The following is a 19,821-nucleotide window of genomic DNA, read 5'->3' as shown; positions in this document are numbered from 1 at the left end:
CATGACGCTTTAAATTGATTGCGTGCGCAACGTTTTGGCGGTTTGCGGATCGGCGGGAAAGAACGCCTCGATTGCGAGCTCGGAGAGCGTAATGTCGACGGGCGTGCCGAATACGGTGGTCGTGCTGTAGAACGACAGTTCGCCCAGCGCGGTGCGGATGCGCAGAGGCACCGCGATGGACTGCTGGAGCGGCTCGGCGGCAGCGGGCAGGGCGTGCTGCGGTGCGGGGTAGGCGGCGAGCTCGTCGTGGAGCGCGACGAGGGCCGGGTCGGCGCTTGCCTCGATCTGCCGCTGCAGACGCGCAAGCAGGTGCGCGCGCCAGGCATGCCAGTTGACGATGCGCGGCGCCACGCCTTCGGGGTGCAGCGAAAGGCGCAGCGCGTTCACGGGCGCGGTCAGCAGCGCGGGCGAGGCGTCGCCGATGAGCGGCGCGAGCGACGCATTAGCCGCCACGATGTTCCAGTGCCGGTCGACCGCGAGGGCCGGGTAGGGCTCGTGGCCGCGCAGCACCAGCTCAACGGCTTCGCGCGCCGCCGCGAGTTGCGGGTCGTCCAGCGCGCGCTCCCGGTAGAGCGGTGCATAGCCCGCCGCGACGAGCAGCGCGTTGCGCTCGCGCAGCGGCACCTCGAGGCGCTCGGCAAGATGCATGACCATCTCGCGGCTGGGCAGCGAGCGGCCCGACTCCACGAAGCTCAGGTGCCGCGTGGAGATGTCCGCCTCGGTCGCGAGCAACAGCTGGCTCATGCGGCGGCGCAGCCGCCACTCGCGCAGCAGTTCGCCGACGCTGCGCCGCGCCGCGCCGGCGGCAGGCGGCACGGGGGAGGGAGCGACGAAGGCGTGAGCGAGCGTGTTCATGACACCGATTCTAGCGAAATGACGCGTTCGATCGATTACCCATGAGGTAATGGATCGGCGTACACGGCTGGAGCGCCCGCCGGCGCTGGCCGTGCCGGGTGGACAGCGCCGTCATAAGAAATCCGCGCAAAAAATTGTCCGCGACGTTCGCGCTGGCCGCTTATCGATGTCCGCGCGTTTCGCCTAGAATTCATATCTCACAATTTGTTCGATGGCATGGCGAGGAGATGGCCATGAGGGAAACGGTGCTTGCTTATCTGCTGGGTCCAGCCGTGATGCTGGTGGTGTGCGCGGCCATGTGGGCCGTGTCGCGCCGTAGCCGGGGCATGCTCGAAGAGCGCGTGACCCGCTGGCTCGACGCGCACCGCGGACACGGCATGCGCCACAAGCATTGAGCGTGCCAGCAAGCTGATCACCGGATTCAAGCGTGTGCGGGTAAACGCGGATCGAGCGCCCGGCACACGCGTTGAGCGCTGGTAAATAGATGGCACTCCGAATCAATATTCGAGGCTGCCGCCGTTGTCTGGACGCGGGCTCGAGCTCGAGCCTGGCGGCAGAGGTTCCACAAGCCGCCGCTATGCGCGTAATCCAATAAGTAGGGAACTGTAGGACGGGGTCGGGGTCACTGCCATATTGCATACCGGAGCCCTTCATGACACGTCCCGCCGATTCCCTGATCATCTTCATCGCCCGTATTGCGCTCGCGATTCTGTTTTTGTGGGGCGGCGCCATGAAGCTTTTGGGGTACGCGGGGTTCATCGCTTATCTGCACGCGCATGGCGTGCCCTATGCGCAATTCACGGCGCCCGTCGCCACGGCGGTGGAGCTGCTCGGCGGACTCGCGCTCGTGTTCGGCGTGCGCACGCGTTTCGTGGCGTTCGTGCTGGCCTTGTACGCCATCGTCACGGCCGTTCTGGGGCACGACTTCTGGAACGTTACCGAAGCTGCGCTGCAGCAGGACGCGGTCGTGCATTTCTGGAAAAACATCGCGATCGCCGGCGGATTCCTGTTGCTCATGGTAACGGGCGCGGGACGTGCTTCCATTGATGGACTGCGTGCGCCGCGCGGCGGACTGCGCGGCTGAATGGCCGTGTAGAGCGCTCGTGTAGTGCGCCCGGGTAATGCGTCCGGGTAGTGCGTCCGGGTAGTGCGTCCGGGTAGTGCGTCCGGGTAGTGGGCACGGATAGTGCGCCTGGGTAACGCGTCCGTTTGGTGTGCCCGGGCAACGCGCACGGCGCTTGCCGCAGGCGCGGTGCCGTGGGGCGCGGGGCGCCGGCAACGAACAAGATCCACCGAGAAACCTGGGAGCGGGTTGTGATAGAGAACTTCGATTTCAGCGTGGGCGGCAAGGTTGGGCAGTTCTGCGCGAGCCTTGCCGAGGACGGCACGCGGCGCGTGCTGATCAGCACTGCCGACACGGCGAAGACGCTGGTGATATTCGACGCCTCGGGGCTGATCGGCACGCTCAGGGCCGAGCTAGAGGAGCCGGACCGGCTGATCGCACACGCCATTCACAAAGCGCAAACCGAAGGCCTGATCGAGCGTGCGCTGAGCACCGGCGCGATTCAGGAAGCGCCACTTTAGGCGCGTTCGCGCGCGGCGTCCCGGATCGAGGGCAAAGGCCCGGCGAGCGGCAATGCCCTCGCTGGCGAGTGCCATTTCCGGGGCCGCGGCGCCGCCTCTGTATCTCCCATGCCTTACTCGTAAGCGCGCTTGTCCCGGCGCGGCGCCTTCATGCGCTGCACGTCCGCCGGGGCTTGGGCCGGATGCGCCACGTCCGCGCGCATGTTCCATGCAAGGCAGGCGGCAACCAGCAGGAGCGCCGCCGAAATCGCCGTATCCGCATGCAGGCCGCTCACGACCTGCGCGGCCGACCCGCTGCCCGTGAGCGCGCCGAACGCCGCCACGCCCACCGCGCCGCCCGCCTGGCGTGCCGTATTGAGCAGCGCCGAGGCCGTGCCCGCACGCGCCGGCTCGACCGACGCCAGCACGGTCGTGGTCATGGCCGGCACCGCGAGCCCCATGCCGCCGGGAATCAGCAGAAATGCTGCAAGCAGGGCGACGAGCGGCGTGTTCGCACCGACGGGTATCAGCAGCGCATAGCCGAGCCCCGCGACGAGCGCGCCGCCGATCATCGGCAAGCGTGTGCCGTAGCGGGCGACCGCGTGTCCGCTCGCGATGTTGGAGAGCAGAAAGCCGCCCGTGAGCGGGATGAAGGTGAGCCCCGCCTGCAACGGCGACTGGCCGCGCGCATGCTGCAGGAAGAGCGCGAGCACGAACACGGTGCCGTAGTAAGTCAGATTCACGCACACGCCGAACAGCACGGCTGCGCTGAAGGTGCGGTTGCGCAGCATGGCGAGCGGCAGCATGGGCGCTTCGACGCGCGCTTCGAGCACAACGAACGCCGCGCCTGCGGCGAAGGCAAGCACGAAGCCGCCCCATACGGCCCAGTGCGCGAGGCCGAGCGGCCGCCACTCGATCACCGCGCCCGTGAATGCCGTGAGCGCGACGACGGCGAGCAGCTGGCCGCGTACGTCGAGGCTGCGCGGGCGTTGCACAGGGGCGTCGGCGGCAGCGGGCGCGGCATCCTCGCGGCGCGACGCGGGAATCCACGTCAGCGTGGCGGCGAGGCCCGCTGCGCACAGCGGCAGATTGACGAGAAAGATGCTGCGCCAGCCGAACGCCGCAATCAAAAGCCCCCCGGCGATCGGCCCGGCGGCGATGGAGATGGCGCCGGCCGCCGTCCAGAAACCCACGGCGCGGGCGCGCAGCGTGCGTTCGTGGCGGCAGGCTTCGTTGAGCAGCGCGAGCGAATTGGGCAGCATGGCGGCCGCGCCCGCGCCCTGCAGCGCCCGGGCGACAATCAGCAAGGCTGGATTGGCTGCGAGCCCGCAGGCCAGCGAGGCGAGCGCGAACACGACGAGGCCGGCCGCGTACATGCGGCGCGCGCCGTAGCGGTCGCCGAGCACGCCGCCCGAGAGCATCAGCACGGCGAAGGCGAGCGTATAGGCGTCGACGATCCATTGCAGCCGGGCGACGTTCGCGTGCAGGTCGGCGGCGATACGCACAAGCGCGATATTGACGATGGTGACGTCGAGCTGTGTCACGACGAAGCCCACGCTCACGGTCGCCACGACACGCGCGAGCGCGGGCGTGAAGCGGACGGGGTGGTCGGGCTGCGACGAAGGGGCGGAGGTGGATGACGTATTCATGCGACTTATCTTAGGGCGCTGGCCGCTTCGACGTTTCAATCCGGCGTGAAAGGTCGAAGCCAGCGGCGGCGTCCTGCAGCGCTCCCCATCGCCTTGAGACCGTGGCTGTCAGCCTTGCGCGCCGGCGCAGCAGGAATTGTCCCCATGTCGTCGCAATTAAGAGTCCTCTTATGGGCGGCCTTTGCACATCTCAACAAAATTGCACCCGCTTTGTTCGTAATAAGGGAGGTCTCTATGCGTATCGCGATTCTTCAGCGCGACGCCGCCCAGCGTGGGCTGATCGAGCGTACGCTCGCACAATCCGGGCACGCGTGCATGCCATTCAGTGACGGGATTGCGCTCGCCAAGGCGCTGGCCGCTTCCACCGTCGACATGCTCGTGCTCGACTGGCAGGGCTCGCGCCTCTCGGGCACGGAACTGCTGAAGACGGTGCGCGCCGTGAACGGCAATCAGATTCCGGTGCTGTTCGCCTCCGAGGATGCCTCGGACGAAAGCGTGGTGCGCGCGTTCTCGGTGGGCGCGGACGACTACGTGAGCCTGCCGGTGTGTCCGTCGGTGTTTCGCGCACGCGTGAACGCGCTGCTGCGGCGCGCCTTTCCGGATCGTTACGACAATGTGGCGCTCGATGCCGGCCCGTATCACTTCGATATGCGCCGCCAGAGCGTCACCGTGCACGGCAAGCCCGTCGAGCTCTCGGGCACGCAGTATCGGCTCGCCTCGCTGTTCTTCGCGAACGTCGGCCGCGTGCTCTCGCGCGATCATATCTATGCGATGGTGTGGGGCCGCGAATTGCACACGCTCACGCGCACCATCGACAGTCATGTCTCGCGCCTGCGCGTGCTGCTGGAAATCGAGGAGCACAACGGCTTTCGCCTGCAGCCCGTCTACAAGAGCGGCTACCGGCTGTTGCGCTTGCAGGACGAGTCGATGCCCTTCGAGCGCGAGGCAGCGTGACGTTGCGTCATCGCGGGCCTCGCGCGCGCCTTGACTGATGCCGCGCGCATTGGCGCATTGCGGTGCCAGTGGGGGCCGACACGGCGGACCCGTTCAGGCAAAGGGGCAATAAAAAACGGCGGCACGCGTGGCGTGCCGCCGTTTTACTTTGTCTGGTCCGCAGTCTTGCCGTCTGCGATCGACGCGCGGCGCCCGCGCGCTCACGCGTATTGCCACGCCGATATCAGCGCGCGAGGCCGAGCCCCTGCAGCACCGCATTGCCTTCGGGCGTCAGGCGGATCTGTGCGGCGCCTGCGGCGGCGTCGCCGGGCACCTGCTCGACGAGGCCCGCTTCCTGGAGCGTGGCGACTTCGGGTTTGGCGTGCGCGTCGATGGGCGCATGCAGCAGCAGCAGCAGCGTGGCGAGCTCGTGATGGCTCAGCAGGCGCCGCAGTATCGTGCGCTTTGCGGGCCGGGCCGGTTGCGCCTGGGTTGCTGCCTGATTCTTTGATCCTGTCCAGTTCACTGGGTACCTCCTGCAGCGTTTCTTCCGGGTGACGCGATGATGCGGACGAAGACTTAAGCGATTCTTAAAACCCTCCGCGAAGATGTGTCGCCGTACTACACGGCGTTACGTCCCGTAATCGTTTGTAAGCGGACTTGCGCCGGCGTGCCGCGCGTACGCGCAAACGGGCGCGGCAAAGCGCCGGGCTCAGGGCGCGCAGGTCTTGCTCGCGCCTTCGATCCACAGATTCGCTGCATGCCGCTTGCCGGCGTAGAACCGATAGGTGGTCGTGCCGTTGTCCGCGCGAATCTTGACGACGTTGGAGTCGCCGAAGTCGAGCATTTGGCCCTGCGGCAGCGCGGTCGTCTCGAAGCTCGCACCGTGCCGGGTGGCTTCGGCCGTCAGGCACGAGACGACATCCTGAACCGACCGGTTGGTCGTGGAATCGATGACGGGCTGGCCGGAATCCGGATTGCTCTGGAACCAGGCGCAGGCGCCGAGGCTGAGCGAAAGGGCGAGGGGCACGGCAAGCTTCTTCATATTTCTCCTATGTCGACCAGAGTTAGTGCTTTAGCACTTAGTCTGGTCCCATGCTTCGCGGTCGACCGGAGTTGGCGGCCGCAAACGGTAAGGAACTGAAGATTATAACGGGGAGCATGCCGCGTGCCGGCGCCGCGTGACATGGGCTGGCGGCCGCCATTTGCGCGACATCCAAATGCGATACAGTGGAAACACGACTAGCAATACGAGAAAAAATGTACGGTGCCGCACGCACCGGGCGGGCACGGCTGTTGCGGGCGTGCGACTGACGCCGCCGTGATGCGACACCGCTACACACGAATCAAACAGGCGAGATAGACTATCTCAGAGGTGTACTCCGCGATCTGACGCGACGTCAGGGAGAATAACCATGAGCCGCCCGTCGGTCCGTTTTCCTCTTCCTGCCACCCATGCCGGTTCAGTCTGGCGGTGGATCAAATGGGGTTTGCTCGTCGCGATTCTGGCGGCCATCGCCATCGTGGTGCGCATCGTCCAGATCGAGATCGACACTTCGAGACTGCAGGCACGCTACCTCTCCGAACTCACGCGTGACATCGGCTTCGCGGTCGAGCCCGGGGCGAGCCACAGCATCCGCTTTCCCACGACGAATGGTCCTTACGACGTGCGGCTCGGCTATGCGCAACTGCCGGCGTTTACCGACCGGCTCGAAAAACGCGGCTTCACCGTCGCGGCGCAGGCGCGCGATTCAGAACGCATGATTTCGCTCGCCGACGAGGGCCTTTTCCTCCCTTATGAGGAAAAGGATCAGGCCGGCATCGTGCTGCGCGACGCGAATGGCGCGACGCTGTTTCATACGCGCTATCCGCAGCGCGCCTACGAGAACTTCGAAGCCGTGCCGCCGCTCGTGCGCGATTCGCTGCTCTTCATCGAAGACAAGTACCTGCTCGCCGCCGACCAGCCCAACCGCAATCCGGCCATCGACTGGGGGCGTTTTTCGCGCGCACTCGTCGATCAGGGCGCCCGCCTCGTGAACAAGCACCAGCAGACGCCGGGCGGCAGCACGCTTGCCACGCAGATCGAGAAGTTCCGCCACTCCGCGGGCGGGCGCACTGCCACGCCGCCAGAGAAGCTGCGCCAGATTGCGTCGGCCTCGGTGCGCGCCTATCTGGACGGTCCGCAGACGATGCCCGCGCGCCAGCAGATCCTCGTGCACTACCTGAATTCCGTGCCGCTCTCGGCCAAGGCCGGCGTGGGCGAGGTCAACGGCATCGGCGATGGCCTCGCGGCCTGGTACGGGCGCGACTTCCGCGACGTCAACCGCATCCTGCGCGAGCCCATTTCGAGCGCGACGCTCGACGAGCAGGCGCTCGCGTTCCGTCAGGTGCTCTCGCTCCTGATCGCCCAGCGTGCGCCCTCGTATTTCCTGCAGAAGAACAACGACGCGCTCGCCAAGCTCACGGACAGCTACCTGCGCCTGCTCGGCAGCGGTGGCGTGATCTCGCCCGCGCTGCGCGACGCCGCGCTCGCGACGCAGCTCACGCTCGACCGCTCGAAGCCCGCGCCGCGCGCGCCGGCCTCCTACGTCGAGCGCAAGACGGTGCTCACGATGCGCACGCAACTGATGCAGGCGCTGGGCCTCAAGACGATCTACGATCTCGACCGCCTCGATCTTTCGGCCACCTCGACGCTCGACGACGCGGTGCAGCAGGCCGTGAGCGACCGGCTCGCCGACGCCGCGACCAAGGACGGCGCGCGCGCGGCGGGACTCGTGGGCTACGAGATGCTGCAACCGTGGGACGATCCGTCGAAGATCGCATACAGCTTCACGCTGTTCGAGCGGCGCGGCGGCGAGAACCTCGTGCGCGTGCAGACCGATAGCGTGAACGAGCCGTTCGACATCAACTCCGGTGCGCGCCTGAATCTCGGCTCGACGGCGAAGCTGCGCACGCTCATTTTGTACTTGCAGATCGTGAGCGCGCTGCACGAGAAGTACGCAGGCGTTGATGCGAAGACGCTGCGCGCGATGATTGCCCAAGTGGACCCGAGCGACGGGCTCACGCACTGGGCGCTCGACTATCTCTCGACGACGCCCGACCGTTCGTTGCCTGCCATGCTCGAAGCGGCCGTGCAGCGCAAGTATTCCGCGAATCCGGGCGAGACCTTCTACACGGGCGGCGGCGCGCAAAGCTTCAATAACTTCGAGTCGAGCGACAACTCGCAGATCCTCACCGTGCAGCGTGCGTTCCAGCATTCGGTGAATCTCGTGTTCGTGCGGCTCATGCGCGACATCGTCCACTACGAGATGATCCAGATCTCGGGGCCGCCCTCGACCTACCTCGACGATCCGGCCGTGCGCAACCACTACCTCACGCAGTTCGCGGACGGCGAGAGCCAGGTCTACATGAAGCGCTTCTACACGCGCTACGCGGGCAAGAGCAACGACGAGGCGCTGCAGGTGCTGCTGCAGCATACGCGCAAGGGCCCGGCGCGCATCGCGACGGTGCTGCGCAGCGTGAACCCCAACGGCGACCAGACCTGGTTCAACGCGCTGATGCGCGCGCAGCTGAAGAACACCAAGTTCCAGTGGCTCGACGACGAAGACCTCGCCAAGTACTACAGCAAGTACGCGATCGACAAGTTCAACCTCAACGACCGCGGCTATATCGCGGGCATTCATCCGCTCGAGCTGTGGCTGCTGAACTACCTGCGCACGCATCCCGACGCGACGCTCGCGCAGGTTCAGGCGCAAAGCCGCGATGTGCGCCTCTATACCTACAAGTGGCTCTTCAAGACGCGCTACTACGCGACGCAGAACCGCCGCATTCGCCGCATGATCGAGCTGAAGGCCTACGCCGAGATCGGCAAGTCGTGGCGCGCGCTCGGCTATCCGTTCGACAACATCACGCCTTCGTATGGCGCGGCGATTGGCGCGTCGGGCGACCGGCCTTCGGCGCTCGCGTATCTGATCGGTCTCGTCTCCAGCAATGGCGAAAAGCTGCCGACGCATAGCTTCGAAACCCTCGACTTCGCGCGCGGCACACCGTACGAAACGCGCTTCGTGCACGCGGCAACGCCGCCGCAGCCACTCATCTCGCCGCAGATCTCGCAGGTGGTGCGCGAGTTGCTGACCTCGGTGGTGGAAGGCGGCACGGCCAAGCGGCTCGCCGACGGCATGACGCTTCCCGACGGCAAGACGCTGCCGGTCTATGGCAAGACCGGCACGGGAGACCAGCGCTTTAACGTGTACGCGCCGGGCGCGCGCCTCATCGAGTCGCGCAAGGTGAACCGCACCGCGACATTCGTGTTCGTCATCGGCAACCGCTTCTACGGCACGCTGACCGCGTTTGTGCACGAGCCTTATGCGGCACGCTTTTCGTTCACGAGCGCGCTCTCGGTGCAGTTGCTGAAATCGCTCGCACCGGTGCTGCAACCGCTGCTGGAGGACAAGGAGGCGCCGGATGGCAAGCTGAAGGCCGGAGCCGGCTCGCAGGAGATGACGCTGATCGATCAGCAGACGGGAGCCGTGCAACACGTGAGCTTGCCGCTTGCGCAACTGCGTGCGGCGGCTGGCTGGTCCAGCGCGGCGCCGGGATTTTATTCGGATGTCGAATCAATTCAGGCGAAGACGCACGTGAAATGACATCGTATCGTGCGGATTTTTTGCTGGGCTGATTGACGCGATGGGCTTGCGCCGATGAACCTTGCAGCGATAGACAAACGCGCCCTTTCCGGGCGCGTTTTTTTATTGGGGCGGCTCAAGCGCTGGCGCAGGCGGGCGCAAAGACCGGCGCGGCCGGCGCTCGGCCGGCCGCGCGTCGATCAGTACGCACCTGGCGGCGGCGGGGGCGGCGATCCGGGCGGCGGAGGCGGCAGATAGCGCGGCTGCGTCTGATAGTACGGCTGCTGCGTCTGCATGCGGCCCGCGACGGGAATGCGGTTGCCGTTGGCGTACATGCACTGCAGATACGCGTAGTCGTAGCGGCGCTGAACGTCGTAGGCCGAGCCTTGCGCGTTGCCCATGCCGACGGCGCTGCCCGCGAGCAGGCCGGCGCCCGCGCCGATCGCCGCGCCCTTGCCGCCGCCGAACGCCGCGCCCGCGGCGGCGCCCAGCGCCGTGCCGACCACGGCGCTACCCACGGCGGAATTGGACACGGCTTGGTTGGTGGTGGTGCCGCCCACCTGCTGGAAGGCGAACTGGCGACAGTTATAGTCGTCGTTGCGGAACTGGTCGAAGCTCTTGCCCGTGCCCGGCAAGGCCATCACGCTCGGTCCGGTCGGGACCACGGCGCACGCGCTCAGAAGGCCCGCAGCGGCGAGCAGCGCGAAACAGGTCGGTTTCATGATTAACTCGATCGATGTCGTCAGATCAGTTCGAAGGTGCCGGTTGGGCGGGCACGGCGCGCCAGCCCGACGAGCATTGCTTCACATAGGGATAGTAGGTCCTCGACGCGTCGCAGTAGTACCACGTGTCGTCATTCGCGCCGTTGTCGTCGCCGGCCGCCTGGGCTTGCGGCTGGCCCTGCTCGACGTAGTCGGGCGCTTGAGGCGGCGCGACGATCACGGGCGCCGGCGCGTAGTAGTAGGGCACGGGGGCGTACGGATAGTAATAAGGCGCGCCGAAAGGCACGCCGACACCGATGGCGACGCCCACGCGCGCCGCGTGCGCCGCGCCGCTTGCGCAGGCCAGAGCGGCCAACGCGGCCCCGAGAATCAATTTCGACCTTCTCACCACGATCTCCAGAACGGAATTAAGCCGGGCGCTCGTGCCGGCCTGGCCTTGCACACCCGTGCATTCTGCAACGCTATGACATTGCGAGGTTCAATGCAATTACGCGAGCGCCACTGTTTTTTCGAGTTGTTACAACGCAGGCAGCGTGGCGCGGGCGTCGCTGGCGCCGGCGGCGCCCGTCGGCGGCGATCGGCGTGCAAGCGGCCGCTATATGGAACGATTTGCCGGCGTTTTCTCGAGCGGCGAGACTTGGGCGCCTCGGTGGGCGAGACCGCTGTCTTGTAATACTTGGAGATCGATCAGCAAATCAAATTGCCCATCGGCGCAAGAGAAGTCGATCAGCTTTCACGCATTTTTATCGATCGACGGGCGTTCCATGTCCATGCATGCCTGTGCCTCGGCGCGTCCGACACCGATGCACACGGGCTTTCAGCGTGTAAGTCGATGACGCTCCGCGCGGGCGCAAAAACTCGAATTGTCATTTCGATTCGCCGAGCGAGATACGTGTGCTCAGACCCGCTTAGACTCGCTGGACGCTTCGTGCGAGGCGCGAAGCATTCGGTGACGTCATCGATTTACTAAGGACTACAACATGAAGGGGATTCTGACAGTGGGTGTTGCCGCCGCGATAGGGCTCGCCGCGGCACCCACATGGGCGGCACTGGGCGGTGCACCCGCCTTTCCGCAGGCCCAGCGCACGCCTGGGACGCGCGTGATGGCTGCTGCAAGCACGGTGGCGGTGCCTTGGACCGTCACGACGGCCACGCTCGACACCGGTACGGTGATTCACGAATATCTCGACGCCAGCGGCACCGTATTCGCCGTCTCCTGGCGCGGGCCGCGTGTCGGCTCGCTCGATACGCTGCTGGGCGGCTACTTTCCCAGCTGGCAAAAGGGGCTCGCGGCGGCGCACGCCGCGCGCGGCGGCGGTTACGGGCCGGTTGCCGTGCATCAGGACGATCTTGTCGTCGAAACGGGCGGCCATATGGGCGCGTTGACGGGGCGCGCGTGGCTGCCGAAGGCGCTGCCTCTCGGCATGAGTGCCGATCAGATCCGATAAGCGGGGGACGCGCGATGAACAAGATCATCATGGTTTGCGCGCTCAGCGCGGGTGTGCTGCTGTCGGCCTGCGGGGGTGGGGGCGGCGGAGATGGCACGCCGGGCAACGGCGCGGCGGTGGCGAACGGCGCTTCGAGTGCTTCGGGGGCGTCGGGGGCGTCAAGCGGCGGCGCCTCGGGCGGCGCGAATAACGGCACTTCGGGTTCAGGAGGTTCGGGCTCGGGCAACTCTGGCACAGGTAACTCTAGCTCGGGCAACTCTGGCTCGGGCAACTCTGGCTCAGGTAACTCTGGCTCAGGCAACTCTGGCTCAGGCAACTCTGGCTCAGGCAACTCTGGCTCGGGCAACTCTGGCTCAGGCAACTCTGGCTCAGGCAACTCTGGCTCGGGTAACTCTGGCTCGGGTAGCTCTGGCTCAGGTAACTCTAGCTCGGGCAACTCTGGCTCAGGTAACTCTGGCTCAGGTAACTCTGGCTCGGGTACTGGCGGTTCGGGGACATCGGACTCGGGGAATTCCGGCTCGGGCACGTCGGGTTCGGGCACGTCTGGCTCAGGTACTTCCGGCTCAGGCACATCGGACTCCGGCTCCGGCTCCGGCTCCGGCTCCGGCAATTCCGGTTCGTCAGGTGGCGGCTCCACCGCCGATATCGGCAACACGATTCCCGTACGCGTCTCGTCTGCAACCGCCGTGCGCAATTTCCCGCTCGTGAGCGTCACGGTTTGTCAGCCTGGCAGCAGTGGACAGACGAGTTGCGCGACGATCGATAACGTCTTGCTCGACACCGGCTCATTCGGCTTGCGCCTTTATGCATCGGCGATTCCTGCCTCGACGCTCGCCGCGCTGCCCCTGCAGACCGATCCCGTCAGCGGCAAGAGCGTGGCTGCCTGTGGCGCATTCGGTTCGGGCTACACGTGGGGAAGCCTGCGCGCCGCGGACGTGAAGCTCTCGCGCGAGGTCGCTGCCGCCGTGCCGATCCAGGTGATCGGTGACGCCGCGATCGCCTCAAAGGCGCCGACCTCGTGTGCCTGGAACACCGCGCTCACCAGCCCGGCCGTGCTGGGCGCGAACGGGATACTCGGCGTCGGGGTCGCGCGTTACGACTGCGGCTCAGCGTGTGCGGCCAGCAAGCCACGCGCGGGCTACTACTACGCCGATACCGCTCCAGCCACGCCTGTCTCGATGCCGCTCGTCAATCAGGTCACGAATCCGGTCGCGCTCTTCCCCGTCGACAATAACGGCCTGATCGTGGACATGCCGGCTGTTGCCGCGGGCGGTGCGCTCACGGCGACCGGCACGGTCACCTTCGGCATCGGCACGCAGTCGAACAACCTGCTGGCCGGTACGGGCGCAACCGTGCTCGCGACCGATCGCTGGGGCAACTTCAAGGGCAGCGTCGGCAATGGCAGCACGGTGCAGACGTTCATCGATTCAGGTTCGAACACGCTGAGTTTCGAGGACTGGTCGATCGTCCAGGATAGCGTCTGGTACGTGCCCGCCACGCCGCTCAAGCGCTCCGTCGCCCTTTCGGACACGAACGGCGTGAATGCAACGACGAACATTGTCATCGGCAATGCGGATGCGCTGTTCGCGTCGCTGAACTTTGCGTTCAGCAATCTCGGCTCGTTCATCGCGCAGACCGTCGATCTGGGCATGCCGTTCTTCTACGGACGGCGCATCTATTACGGGATCGACGGCACGTCGTCAGGGGCGGGCGCGACGGGTCCCTATGTCGGCTACGTGTCAAACTAGTTTGCCCTCTCGAGTGCAATGAAAAGCGCGCCGCAACGGCGCGCTTTTTTCTTTAAAGACATAACAACAGAATATCCAAAACGGCATAGAGAAAATTGCATGGAAAGGGGAAACCTTTCATTAAATTTTCATTATTTATGCGTTTTAAAGCCAGTGTTGCGAGCGCATGACAATTGCTCAATCAGAGCACAAAAAATCCCGCAAAGAAAACGTTTGCCTTAGCGAAACCCCTGGTCAAGCCGGACCACGCGAGCGCCGATATAACGCAAGTAGGGAAGCCCTATTGTGTGCGGCAGCTTCGGCACATGGATTTGTCGTTTTCGATCAGATTCGATGAACAAGTCAGACGTTATAAAACACGTCAATAAAATGAATGAGAGAGCGCCTGCAAGCTGCGGGCGGACCGCTGGATTGCGCCGCGAGGCACAGCCGCTGCAACAACAACGGGGGTAAAACGATGGAACATGCGACGCCGGACCGGCAACTCGAAATGATCGAGTTGAGTGCAGTGAGCGCAGCGCTGAACCGCGTGCAGGCCGTGATCGAGTTCGACCTGCAGGGCATCGTCCTGCATGCCAACGACAATTTTCTGGCCGTGCTCGGCTATACGCTCGACGAGGTCCGGGGCAAGCATCATCGGATGTTCTGTGATCCTGATTATGTGCATAGCGAGGCGTATCGCCAGTTCTGGGAACGCCTCGGCCGCGGCGAGTACGATCGGGGCGAGTACCGCCGCATCGGGCGCGGCGGCCGCGAAATCTGGATCAACGCGTCCTATAACCCGGTGCTCGGCGCGGACGGCCGCCCCTACAAGGTCATCAAGTTCGCCACCGACATCACCCAGGCCAAGCAGCAGCATGCCGATTACGAAGGCCGCTTGCGCGCGATCGACAAGGCGCAGGCCGTGATCGAGTTCGACACGAACGGCATCGTGCTGCAGGCGAACCAGAATTTCCTCGACACGCTCGGCTACCGGCTCGAGGAGATCCAGGGCAAGCACCACCGCATGTTCTGCGACGACGTGTACGCCCAAAGCCCGGATTATCGCGAGTTCTGGGCCAAGCTCAATCGCGGCGAGTTCGACTCGGGCCGCTACAAACGCATCGGCAAGGGCGGGCGCGTGGTGTGGATTCAGGCCACCTATAACCCGATCTTCGACGTGAACGGCCGCCTCTATAAGGTGGTGAAGTTCGCGAATGACGTGAGCGCGCAGGTCGAGCTCGAGGAAAGCGTCAAGCGCCGCGCCGAAAGCGATCAGCTCAAGGTCGAAAAGCTGCTTGCGGTGGTGCGCAACGCCGCGTCGGGCGATCTGACCGGTCACGTCGAAGTGGCCGGAGACGAGCCGATCGACCAGCTCGCGGCAGGCATCAAGAGCATGATGAGCGATCTCTCGGGCGTGATCGGCAAGGTCGTGGAATCGGCGGGCACGTTCAAGGACTCGTCGAAGGACATCGCGGCGCGCGCGGATACCGTGGCGGGCGGCGCGCAGTTGCTCGGTGCGACCGTCGAGGAAATGAACGCGTCGATCGAAGAGCTGACCGCTTCGATCAACTCCATCGCCGACAATTCGCGCGGCGCCGATCAACTGGCCAAGGACACGCAGCAGGAAGCGGAGCGCGGCGCGAAGGCGGTGACGCGCTCGATCGAAGCCATGGAGCTGATCAACCGCTCGTCGGAAGACATCGGCGAAATCATCAAGGTGATTGGCGAGATCGCAAGCCAGACCAATCTGCTCGCGTTCAACGCCGCGATCGAGGCGGCACGCGCCGGCGAGCACGGGCTCGGCTTCTCGGTGGTCGCCGACGAAGTGCGCAAGCTGGCCGAGCGCTCCTCGCAGGCGACCAAGGAGATTTCGAAGCTCATTAACGAGTCGGTGAAGCGGGTCGCGCAGGGCAGCGAGATTTCGAAGCAGGCGGGCGAGGCGTTCGAAAAGATCGTGGCGGGCGTGGCCCGAACCACCCAGGCGATCTCCGAGATCTCGTGCGGCGCCGACGAGCAGCTCGTGGCCGCACGCGAAGTGAGCGCTGCGATTCAGCAGGTGGCAGAGGAGACCGAGAAGTCGGCGGGCGCCTGCGACACCATCGCGCGCGCGGCCGCATCGCTCAAGGGGGGCGCCGAGGGACTCGACAATACGGTGGCGCGCTTCGTCGTATAAAAGCCCGGGGGCAGAGTGGATTTCGATCAGGATGTCGAACCTTCGGTGCAGCGCGCGCTGTTCGAGCAGGTGCGCCGGCATACCGGCATCGCCATGAACGAGCGCAAGTGGACGATGCTCAAGGGCCGCTTGCGCCGTCGCGTGATGGCGCTCGGATTGCCGGACTATCGCGACTATCTGCAGGTGCTGGACACGAACGCCGATGAAATCGACGATTTCATCGACCTCGTGACGACCAACGAGACGTCGTTTTTCCGCACGCCGCGCATCTGGGAATATCTCGCGCAGAGCTTCCTGCCTCAGTGGTTCGCGGCGCACCCCGGTTCGGCGCTGCGCGTGTGGTCCGCGGCGGCGTCGAGCGGCGAGGAAGCGTGGTCCACGGCGATGCTCTGCGAAGAGTTTCGCGCGCGTGAGGCGGCGTTTCGTTACGCCATTGTCGGCACCGATATCTCGGACGGCATCCTCGCGAGCGCGCGTGCCGGCAGCTATCAGGGCCGCAGCATCGAAGGCCTGCGCCAGAGCCATCCCGCGCTGCTGCAGAAGTATTTCCGCAGCGAGGGCGTGCAGGCGGAGGTGGGCGAGGCGCTGCGCGCGCACGTCGCGTTCCGCCGTCACAATCTCTATGCGGCGCCGCGCGAGTTGGGGCAGTTCGATCTGGTGCTGTTGCGCAACGTGCTGATCTATTTCGACCTCGAAGGACAAAAGGCGGTGCTCGCGAACGTGCGCCGCGCGATGCGCCCGAACGCCGTGCTGATCGTGGGCGAGTCGGAATCGCTGAGCCGCGTGACGGCGGGGTTTACGTTCGAGCAGCCGCTCATCTACCGCAACGGCCAGCATCGTGAGGAGTGCGACCATGAGCACGCGTGATGTGCAGGTGCGGATGTGCGAGATCGCGGTCAGCACCCGGGAAGACGCCAGAATCCTGCGCGCCACGCTGGGCTCGTGCGTGGGCATCGGGCTGCTGTGGCGCGCGCGCGGCAGTAGCGGGCTCGCGCATTGCCTGTTGCCGGAGCCGGTTGGCAGGGCGCGCGCCGTGCCGGTGGAGCGTCAAGGCCAGGAGGCCAAGTACGTGGTCGACGCGCTGCCCGCACTGATTTCGATGATGGGCGCCCAGGCGGCGCCCGATGGCGAAATCGAAGCCGTGCTGGCGGGCGGCGCGAACATGATGCAACACCGAACCACGATTCACGAGCCGATCGGCGAACTGAACGTGCGCATGGCGCAGCAGTTGCTGGCGCACGCGCGCGTGCGCGTCATCCACACAGATGTGGGCGGCGAGTGCGGGCGGCAACTGACTATCGATTGTGGGCAGCAGGACTACGCGGTGCGCCGCTTTTCGCGCTCGGGGTGAGCGGCGCACCTGGCTCCACTCAAGCAGGGTATTCGCCTGCCGTTCGACGCCCATCGTTCCCATTCGCTACGGAGCTTCACGATGAACCATCGTTCGCTGGCCGCCGCCGGCCAGCTCGAGCTGTACGGGTCGTTCCACCTGGCCGGCACGGAGCTCGCACTGCCCGTCGCCGCGCTCCAGGAAGTCGTCAATCATCCCGAGACGCTCACGCCGGTCCCGCTCGCGCCGCCTTATCTGCTCGGCCTGTTCAATTTGCGCGGCACGCTGATTCCCGTGGTCGACCTGCACCAGCTGCTGAATGTGCGGGACGAGGGCATCGCGCCCACGCGCAAGATCGCCATCGTGGAGACCGCGGGCGTGCGTGTGGGATTGCGGTTCGACGCAACCGGCGAGATTCTGCGTGTGCCGAAGGATCAGGTGATCGCGATCGAGACAGCCGAAGGCAGTGCGCCCGCAGCGATCGGCGCGGTGCTCAAGCTCGACGGCGGCGAGCACGTGCTGCAGGTGCTATCGGCGGCGGCGCTGCTCGGGCTGCGCGACGTGCCGCATTTTGCCGAACAAGTTGCGCGCACAACCGAGCGCAGGGCACAACAGGGTCAACGTCGCCAGAATGTTTCGTTCAAGGTGGGCGGAACTGCGCTGGCGCTGCCGATGGGGGCAATCCAGGAGATCATCCGCGTGCCGGCGCTGCAGCATTCGCCAATGGCCGACGAGGTCTGCATCGGCATGCTCAACCTGCGCGGCGCGACTGTGCCGGTGCTCGATTTCGGCACCTTCCTCGGTTTTGCGCGTGCGCCTGATGCGGTGGTTGCCGCCGATGAGCGGCGCATCGTGGTGCTCAATCGCGACGAAGGATGCTTCGGTTTGCTGGTGGACGAAGTCGCGAGCATCGTCGCGTACCGCGAAGACGAGCTTTTGCCGATGCCTTCGTATGGCGGCGCGCATCGCTCGTTGTTCGCGGGCTATCTCGCTGCGGGCGACTCGACGGGCGTGCTGCTGGTGAACGCCGACGCCCTCTTTGCGAACGAGCGCATCGCGACGCTGGCAACAGGCCATCGCGAGCTCTATCGCAAGGCCGTGCAAGCGGGCGATGTCGCCCAAAAGCGCGGCGGCACGCGGCAGACCCTCGTGACGTTCCGCATCGGCCAGTTGATCGGCGTGCGCATTGCCGAATTGCGCGAGGTGATCGACTACCGCGACGACATCGTCAAGACGCCGGGCTTGCCCGCCTTCGTGCGCGGCGTGCTGAATCTGCGTGGCGTGATCGTGACGGTCATCGACGTGCGATCGATGTATGCCATGCCGCCCTACGAGGATCTCGCACACGCGAAGATCCTGATCGTCGAGCATCGCGGCGAAAAGTACGGACTGCTGGTCGATTCGGTCGAGGACATCGTCACGCTTAACGGCAGCTCGCAACTGACGATGCCTGCGATGTTCACGCGCGCCGCGGGCACGCAGACGCGCGGCGACATGCGCGAGGCGGTCGAGTTGCCGGGGCAGGGCACCTTGATGCTGCTCGACCCCGTGCCGCTGTGCGAGCGCGTGGCCGAGGAAGCCGCGGCGTTCTGATCGCCGGGGGGCGGCGGCAACGTGCGATGGGTGGCGAGGGGCGCGCGCTGCGAGCCGGCAGCGCGCGCAGGCAGGCGAGGAGCGCGCGAAGCGAAGCCGGCAGTGCGCTGAGCGAGGTCAGGCGCGCGCGCAGCGCTCAGGCTTCGAGCGCGAGCGTCGCGAAGCTGGCGAGCCAGTGCTCGCCCATATAGTCGCCGGCGACGTGCTCGAGCGCCGTGTCCAGATGCGTCTGCGCTGCTTCGCGCAGCGCGTGCGCTCGTGCGTCGCCCTCCGGCAGCACGCGCGCGAGCGTGCGCTGGCACCACGCGCGGCTCAGGTTCAGGCCGTCGAGATGGGCGATCTTGCCGTCGCTGCGGTCGGTGACCGTGGCGGGCAGGAACAGCGTGGCCGGCTCGCGCGCGGCCAGCGCGGGCAGAAAGCGCTCGAACCACGCGGCGAACTCGTCGGCGCCCAGCACGCGGCTCATCAGCACCGCGACCATGAGCGAGGGCGAGAGAAACTCGTCGCCCGACGGCTCCCACGCCTGGCATCCCGCATCGCCTTGGTGCCAGCGGCGTGCGGTCTCCTCGATCAGGCGCGCGAGCCCGGCGCGCGAGGTCTGGCGCGCAAAGTCGAGTGCGAGCGTGAGCGCGAACGCGGTGTTGAAGTGCGTGCCCACGCGCAGCGGATAAGTCGCCTTCGGCAGAAATTCCTCGAAACGCTCGACGAACGCCTCGGTGAGCGGCGTCAGTGTGCGCGACCAGCGCTGGGCCTCGGGTGTCTTCATGCCATGCAGCTGCCCCGCGAGCGCGAGCAGCCAGGCCCAGCCATAGGGGCGCTCGAAGCCGCGGTTGTGCGCCAGGTCGAGGTAGGCGCGCTCGCCGGCCATGTTCGCTTCAGTGAAGTGCTCGTCGATCACGGCCACGATGCGCGGCGCCTCGGGCAAGTCGGGGAAACGCTCCAGCAGATGCGCGACGAGCCAGTAGCCGTGCACGCACGAATGCCAGTCGTAGCTGCCGTAGAACACGGGGTGCAGCGCGCGCGGGCCCTGCACGTCCTGCGGACCCGCCAGTGAATGGGTGAGCCTGTTCGGATACTCGCGCGTGAGGTGAGCGAGCGCGAGTGAAGCGAAGCGGGAGGCGAGCGCAGCGGTGAGCGTGGTGTGCATGGCGGTCTGTGCGTGGCGGCTTGAAGGGACTGATGCGAAAGCGCCAGCTTAGC

Annotated in this window: 17 protein-coding genes and 2 pseudogenes; 12 read left to right on the top strand and 7 right to left on the bottom strand. The window is 65.8% G+C overall.

Going from position 1 to position 19,821, the window contains the following annotated elements; genetic code table 11:
* Nucleotides 1-9: 9 nt before the first annotated feature.
* A complete protein-coding gene (locus EYW47_RS03310) occupies nt 10-855 on the bottom strand; it encodes a helix-turn-helix domain-containing protein (protein WP_133193438.1) in 846 nt (281 codons plus the stop codon).
* Between the two features lie 233 nt (nt 856-1,088).
* On the opposite strand from EYW47_RS03310, the gene EYW47_RS40740 reads away from it, so the two are divergent.
* The 3 genes from EYW47_RS40740 to EYW47_RS03300 all read left to right on the top strand — a co-directional run bounded on the left by EYW47_RS40740 (nt 1,089) and on the right by EYW47_RS03300 (nt 2,439).
* Complete coding sequence (locus EYW47_RS40740; protein ID WP_165976479.1) at nt 1,089-1,250, top strand: hypothetical protein; 162 nt, start codon at nt 1,089-1,091, stop codon at nt 1,248-1,250.
* A 257-nt stretch (nt 1,251-1,507) separates the two neighbouring features.
* Complete coding sequence (locus EYW47_RS03305; RefSeq protein ID WP_133193437.1) at nt 1,508-1,939, top strand: DoxX family protein; 432 nt, start codon at nt 1,508-1,510, stop codon at nt 1,937-1,939.
* A gap of 230 nt (nt 1,940-2,169) precedes the next feature.
* Complete coding sequence (locus tag EYW47_RS03300; protein ID WP_133193436.1) at nt 2,170-2,439, top strand: hypothetical protein; 270 nt, start codon at nt 2,170-2,172, stop codon at nt 2,437-2,439.
* A gap of 113 nt (nt 2,440-2,552) precedes the next feature.
* Here the strand turns inward: EYW47_RS03300 and EYW47_RS03295 are convergent, their stop codons facing one another.
* Nucleotides 2,553-4,067, bottom strand: a complete 1,515-nt coding sequence (locus tag EYW47_RS03295) for an MFS transporter (RefSeq protein WP_133193435.1) — start codon at nt 4,065-4,067, stop codon at nt 2,553-2,555.
* A 234-nt stretch (nt 4,068-4,301) separates the two neighbouring features.
* Here EYW47_RS03295 and EYW47_RS03290 point away from each other — a divergent pair, with 234 nt between their 5' ends.
* Entirely contained in the window at nt 4,302-5,021 is a 720-nt protein-coding gene (locus EYW47_RS03290; RefSeq protein WP_133193434.1) for a response regulator transcription factor, read from the top strand.
* A gap of 223 nt (nt 5,022-5,244) precedes the next feature.
* Here EYW47_RS03290 and EYW47_RS03285 read toward each other — a convergent pair whose 3' ends face one another.
* Nucleotides 5,245-5,526 carry a hypothetical protein gene (locus EYW47_RS03285; RefSeq protein WP_133193433.1) on the bottom strand — a complete coding sequence of 94 codons (282 nt, stop codon included), beginning with the start codon at nt 5,524-5,526 and terminating at the stop codon, nt 5,245-5,247.
* A 186-nt stretch (nt 5,527-5,712) separates the two neighbouring features.
* Complete coding sequence (locus tag EYW47_RS03280; protein ID WP_133193432.1) at nt 5,713-6,045, bottom strand: hypothetical protein; 333 nt, start codon at nt 6,043-6,045, stop codon at nt 5,713-5,715.
* 370 nt (nt 6,046-6,415) lie between these two features.
* Here EYW47_RS03280 and EYW47_RS03275 point away from each other — a divergent pair, with 370 nt between their 5' ends.
* Entirely contained in the window at nt 6,416-9,646 is a 3,231-nt protein-coding gene (locus tag EYW47_RS03275; protein WP_133193431.1) for a transglycosylase domain-containing protein, read from the top strand.
* A 179-nt stretch (nt 9,647-9,825) separates the two neighbouring features.
* On the opposite strand, the gene EYW47_RS03270 is transcribed toward EYW47_RS03275, so the two are convergent.
* Both EYW47_RS03270 and EYW47_RS03265 read right to left on the bottom strand, forming a co-directional pair.
* Nucleotides 9,826-10,347: a YMGG-like glycine zipper-containing protein gene (locus EYW47_RS03270; RefSeq protein ID WP_133193430.1), complete on the bottom strand. Its 522-nt coding sequence runs from the start codon at nt 10,345-10,347 to the stop codon at nt 9,826-9,828.
* A gap of 25 nt (nt 10,348-10,372) precedes the next feature.
* A complete protein-coding gene (locus EYW47_RS03265) occupies nt 10,373-10,735 on the bottom strand; it encodes a hypothetical protein (protein WP_133193429.1) in 363 nt (120 codons plus the stop codon).
* A gap of 592 nt (nt 10,736-11,327) precedes the next feature.
* Between EYW47_RS03265 and EYW47_RS03260 the strand changes: the two genes are divergently transcribed.
* From EYW47_RS03260 to EYW47_RS03235, 7 genes and pseudogenes are all read left to right on the top strand, one after another.
* Nucleotides 11,328-11,795, top strand: a complete 468-nt coding sequence (locus EYW47_RS03260; protein ID WP_133193428.1) for a DUF2844 domain-containing protein — start codon at nt 11,328-11,330, stop codon at nt 11,793-11,795.
* Nucleotides 11,796-11,885: 90 nt separating this feature from the next.
* Nucleotides 11,886-12,164 (top strand): annotated as a pseudogene (locus EYW47_RS42775) (hypothetical protein); the annotation flags it as partial.
* A pseudogene (locus EYW47_RS42635) lies at nt 12,119-13,543 on the top strand (DUF3443 family protein); the annotation flags it as partial. The pseudogenes EYW47_RS42775 and EYW47_RS42635, both read left to right, overlap by 46 nt.
* Before the next feature lie 457 nt (nt 13,544-14,000).
* Nucleotides 14,001-15,698 carry a methyl-accepting chemotaxis protein gene (locus EYW47_RS03250; protein WP_133193426.1) on the top strand — a complete coding sequence of 566 codons (1,698 nt, stop codon included), beginning with the start codon at nt 14,001-14,003 and terminating at the stop codon, nt 15,696-15,698.
* 15 nt (nt 15,699-15,713) lie between these two features.
* Nucleotides 15,714-16,565 carry a CheR family methyltransferase gene (locus EYW47_RS03245; protein ID WP_133193425.1) on the top strand — a complete coding sequence of 284 codons (852 nt, stop codon included), beginning with the start codon at nt 15,714-15,716 and terminating at the stop codon, nt 16,563-16,565.
* Complete coding sequence (locus tag EYW47_RS03240; RefSeq protein ID WP_133193424.1) at nt 16,552-17,049, top strand: chemotaxis protein CheD; 498 nt, start codon at nt 16,552-16,554, stop codon at nt 17,047-17,049. The genes EYW47_RS03245 and EYW47_RS03240 overlap by 14 nt, the downstream gene beginning before the upstream one ends.
* An 81-nt stretch (nt 17,050-17,130) precedes the next feature.
* On the top strand, nt 17,131-18,621 hold the full coding sequence (locus EYW47_RS03235) for a chemotaxis protein CheW (protein WP_133193423.1): 1,491 nt from the start codon (nt 17,131-17,133) through the stop codon (nt 18,619-18,621).
* 136 nt (nt 18,622-18,757) lie between these two features.
* Here EYW47_RS03235 and EYW47_RS03230 read toward each other — a convergent pair whose 3' ends face one another.
* The gene (locus EYW47_RS03230) at nt 18,758-19,768 is read right to left on the bottom strand and encodes a DUF2891 domain-containing protein (RefSeq protein ID WP_133193422.1); all 1,011 of its coding nucleotides are present in this window, start codon (nt 19,766-19,768) and stop codon (nt 18,758-18,760) included.
* Nucleotides 19,769-19,821 lie beyond the last annotated feature (53 nt).

Origin of the sequence: Paraburkholderia silviterrae (assembly GCF_004353915.1) — a bacterium.
Lineage (GTDB): Bacteria > Pseudomonadota > Gammaproteobacteria > Burkholderiales > Burkholderiaceae > Paraburkholderia > Paraburkholderia silviterrae.
The sequence above is the reverse complement of the archived record's forward strand: the minus strand, read 5'-3'. Positions and strand labels throughout refer to the sequence as shown.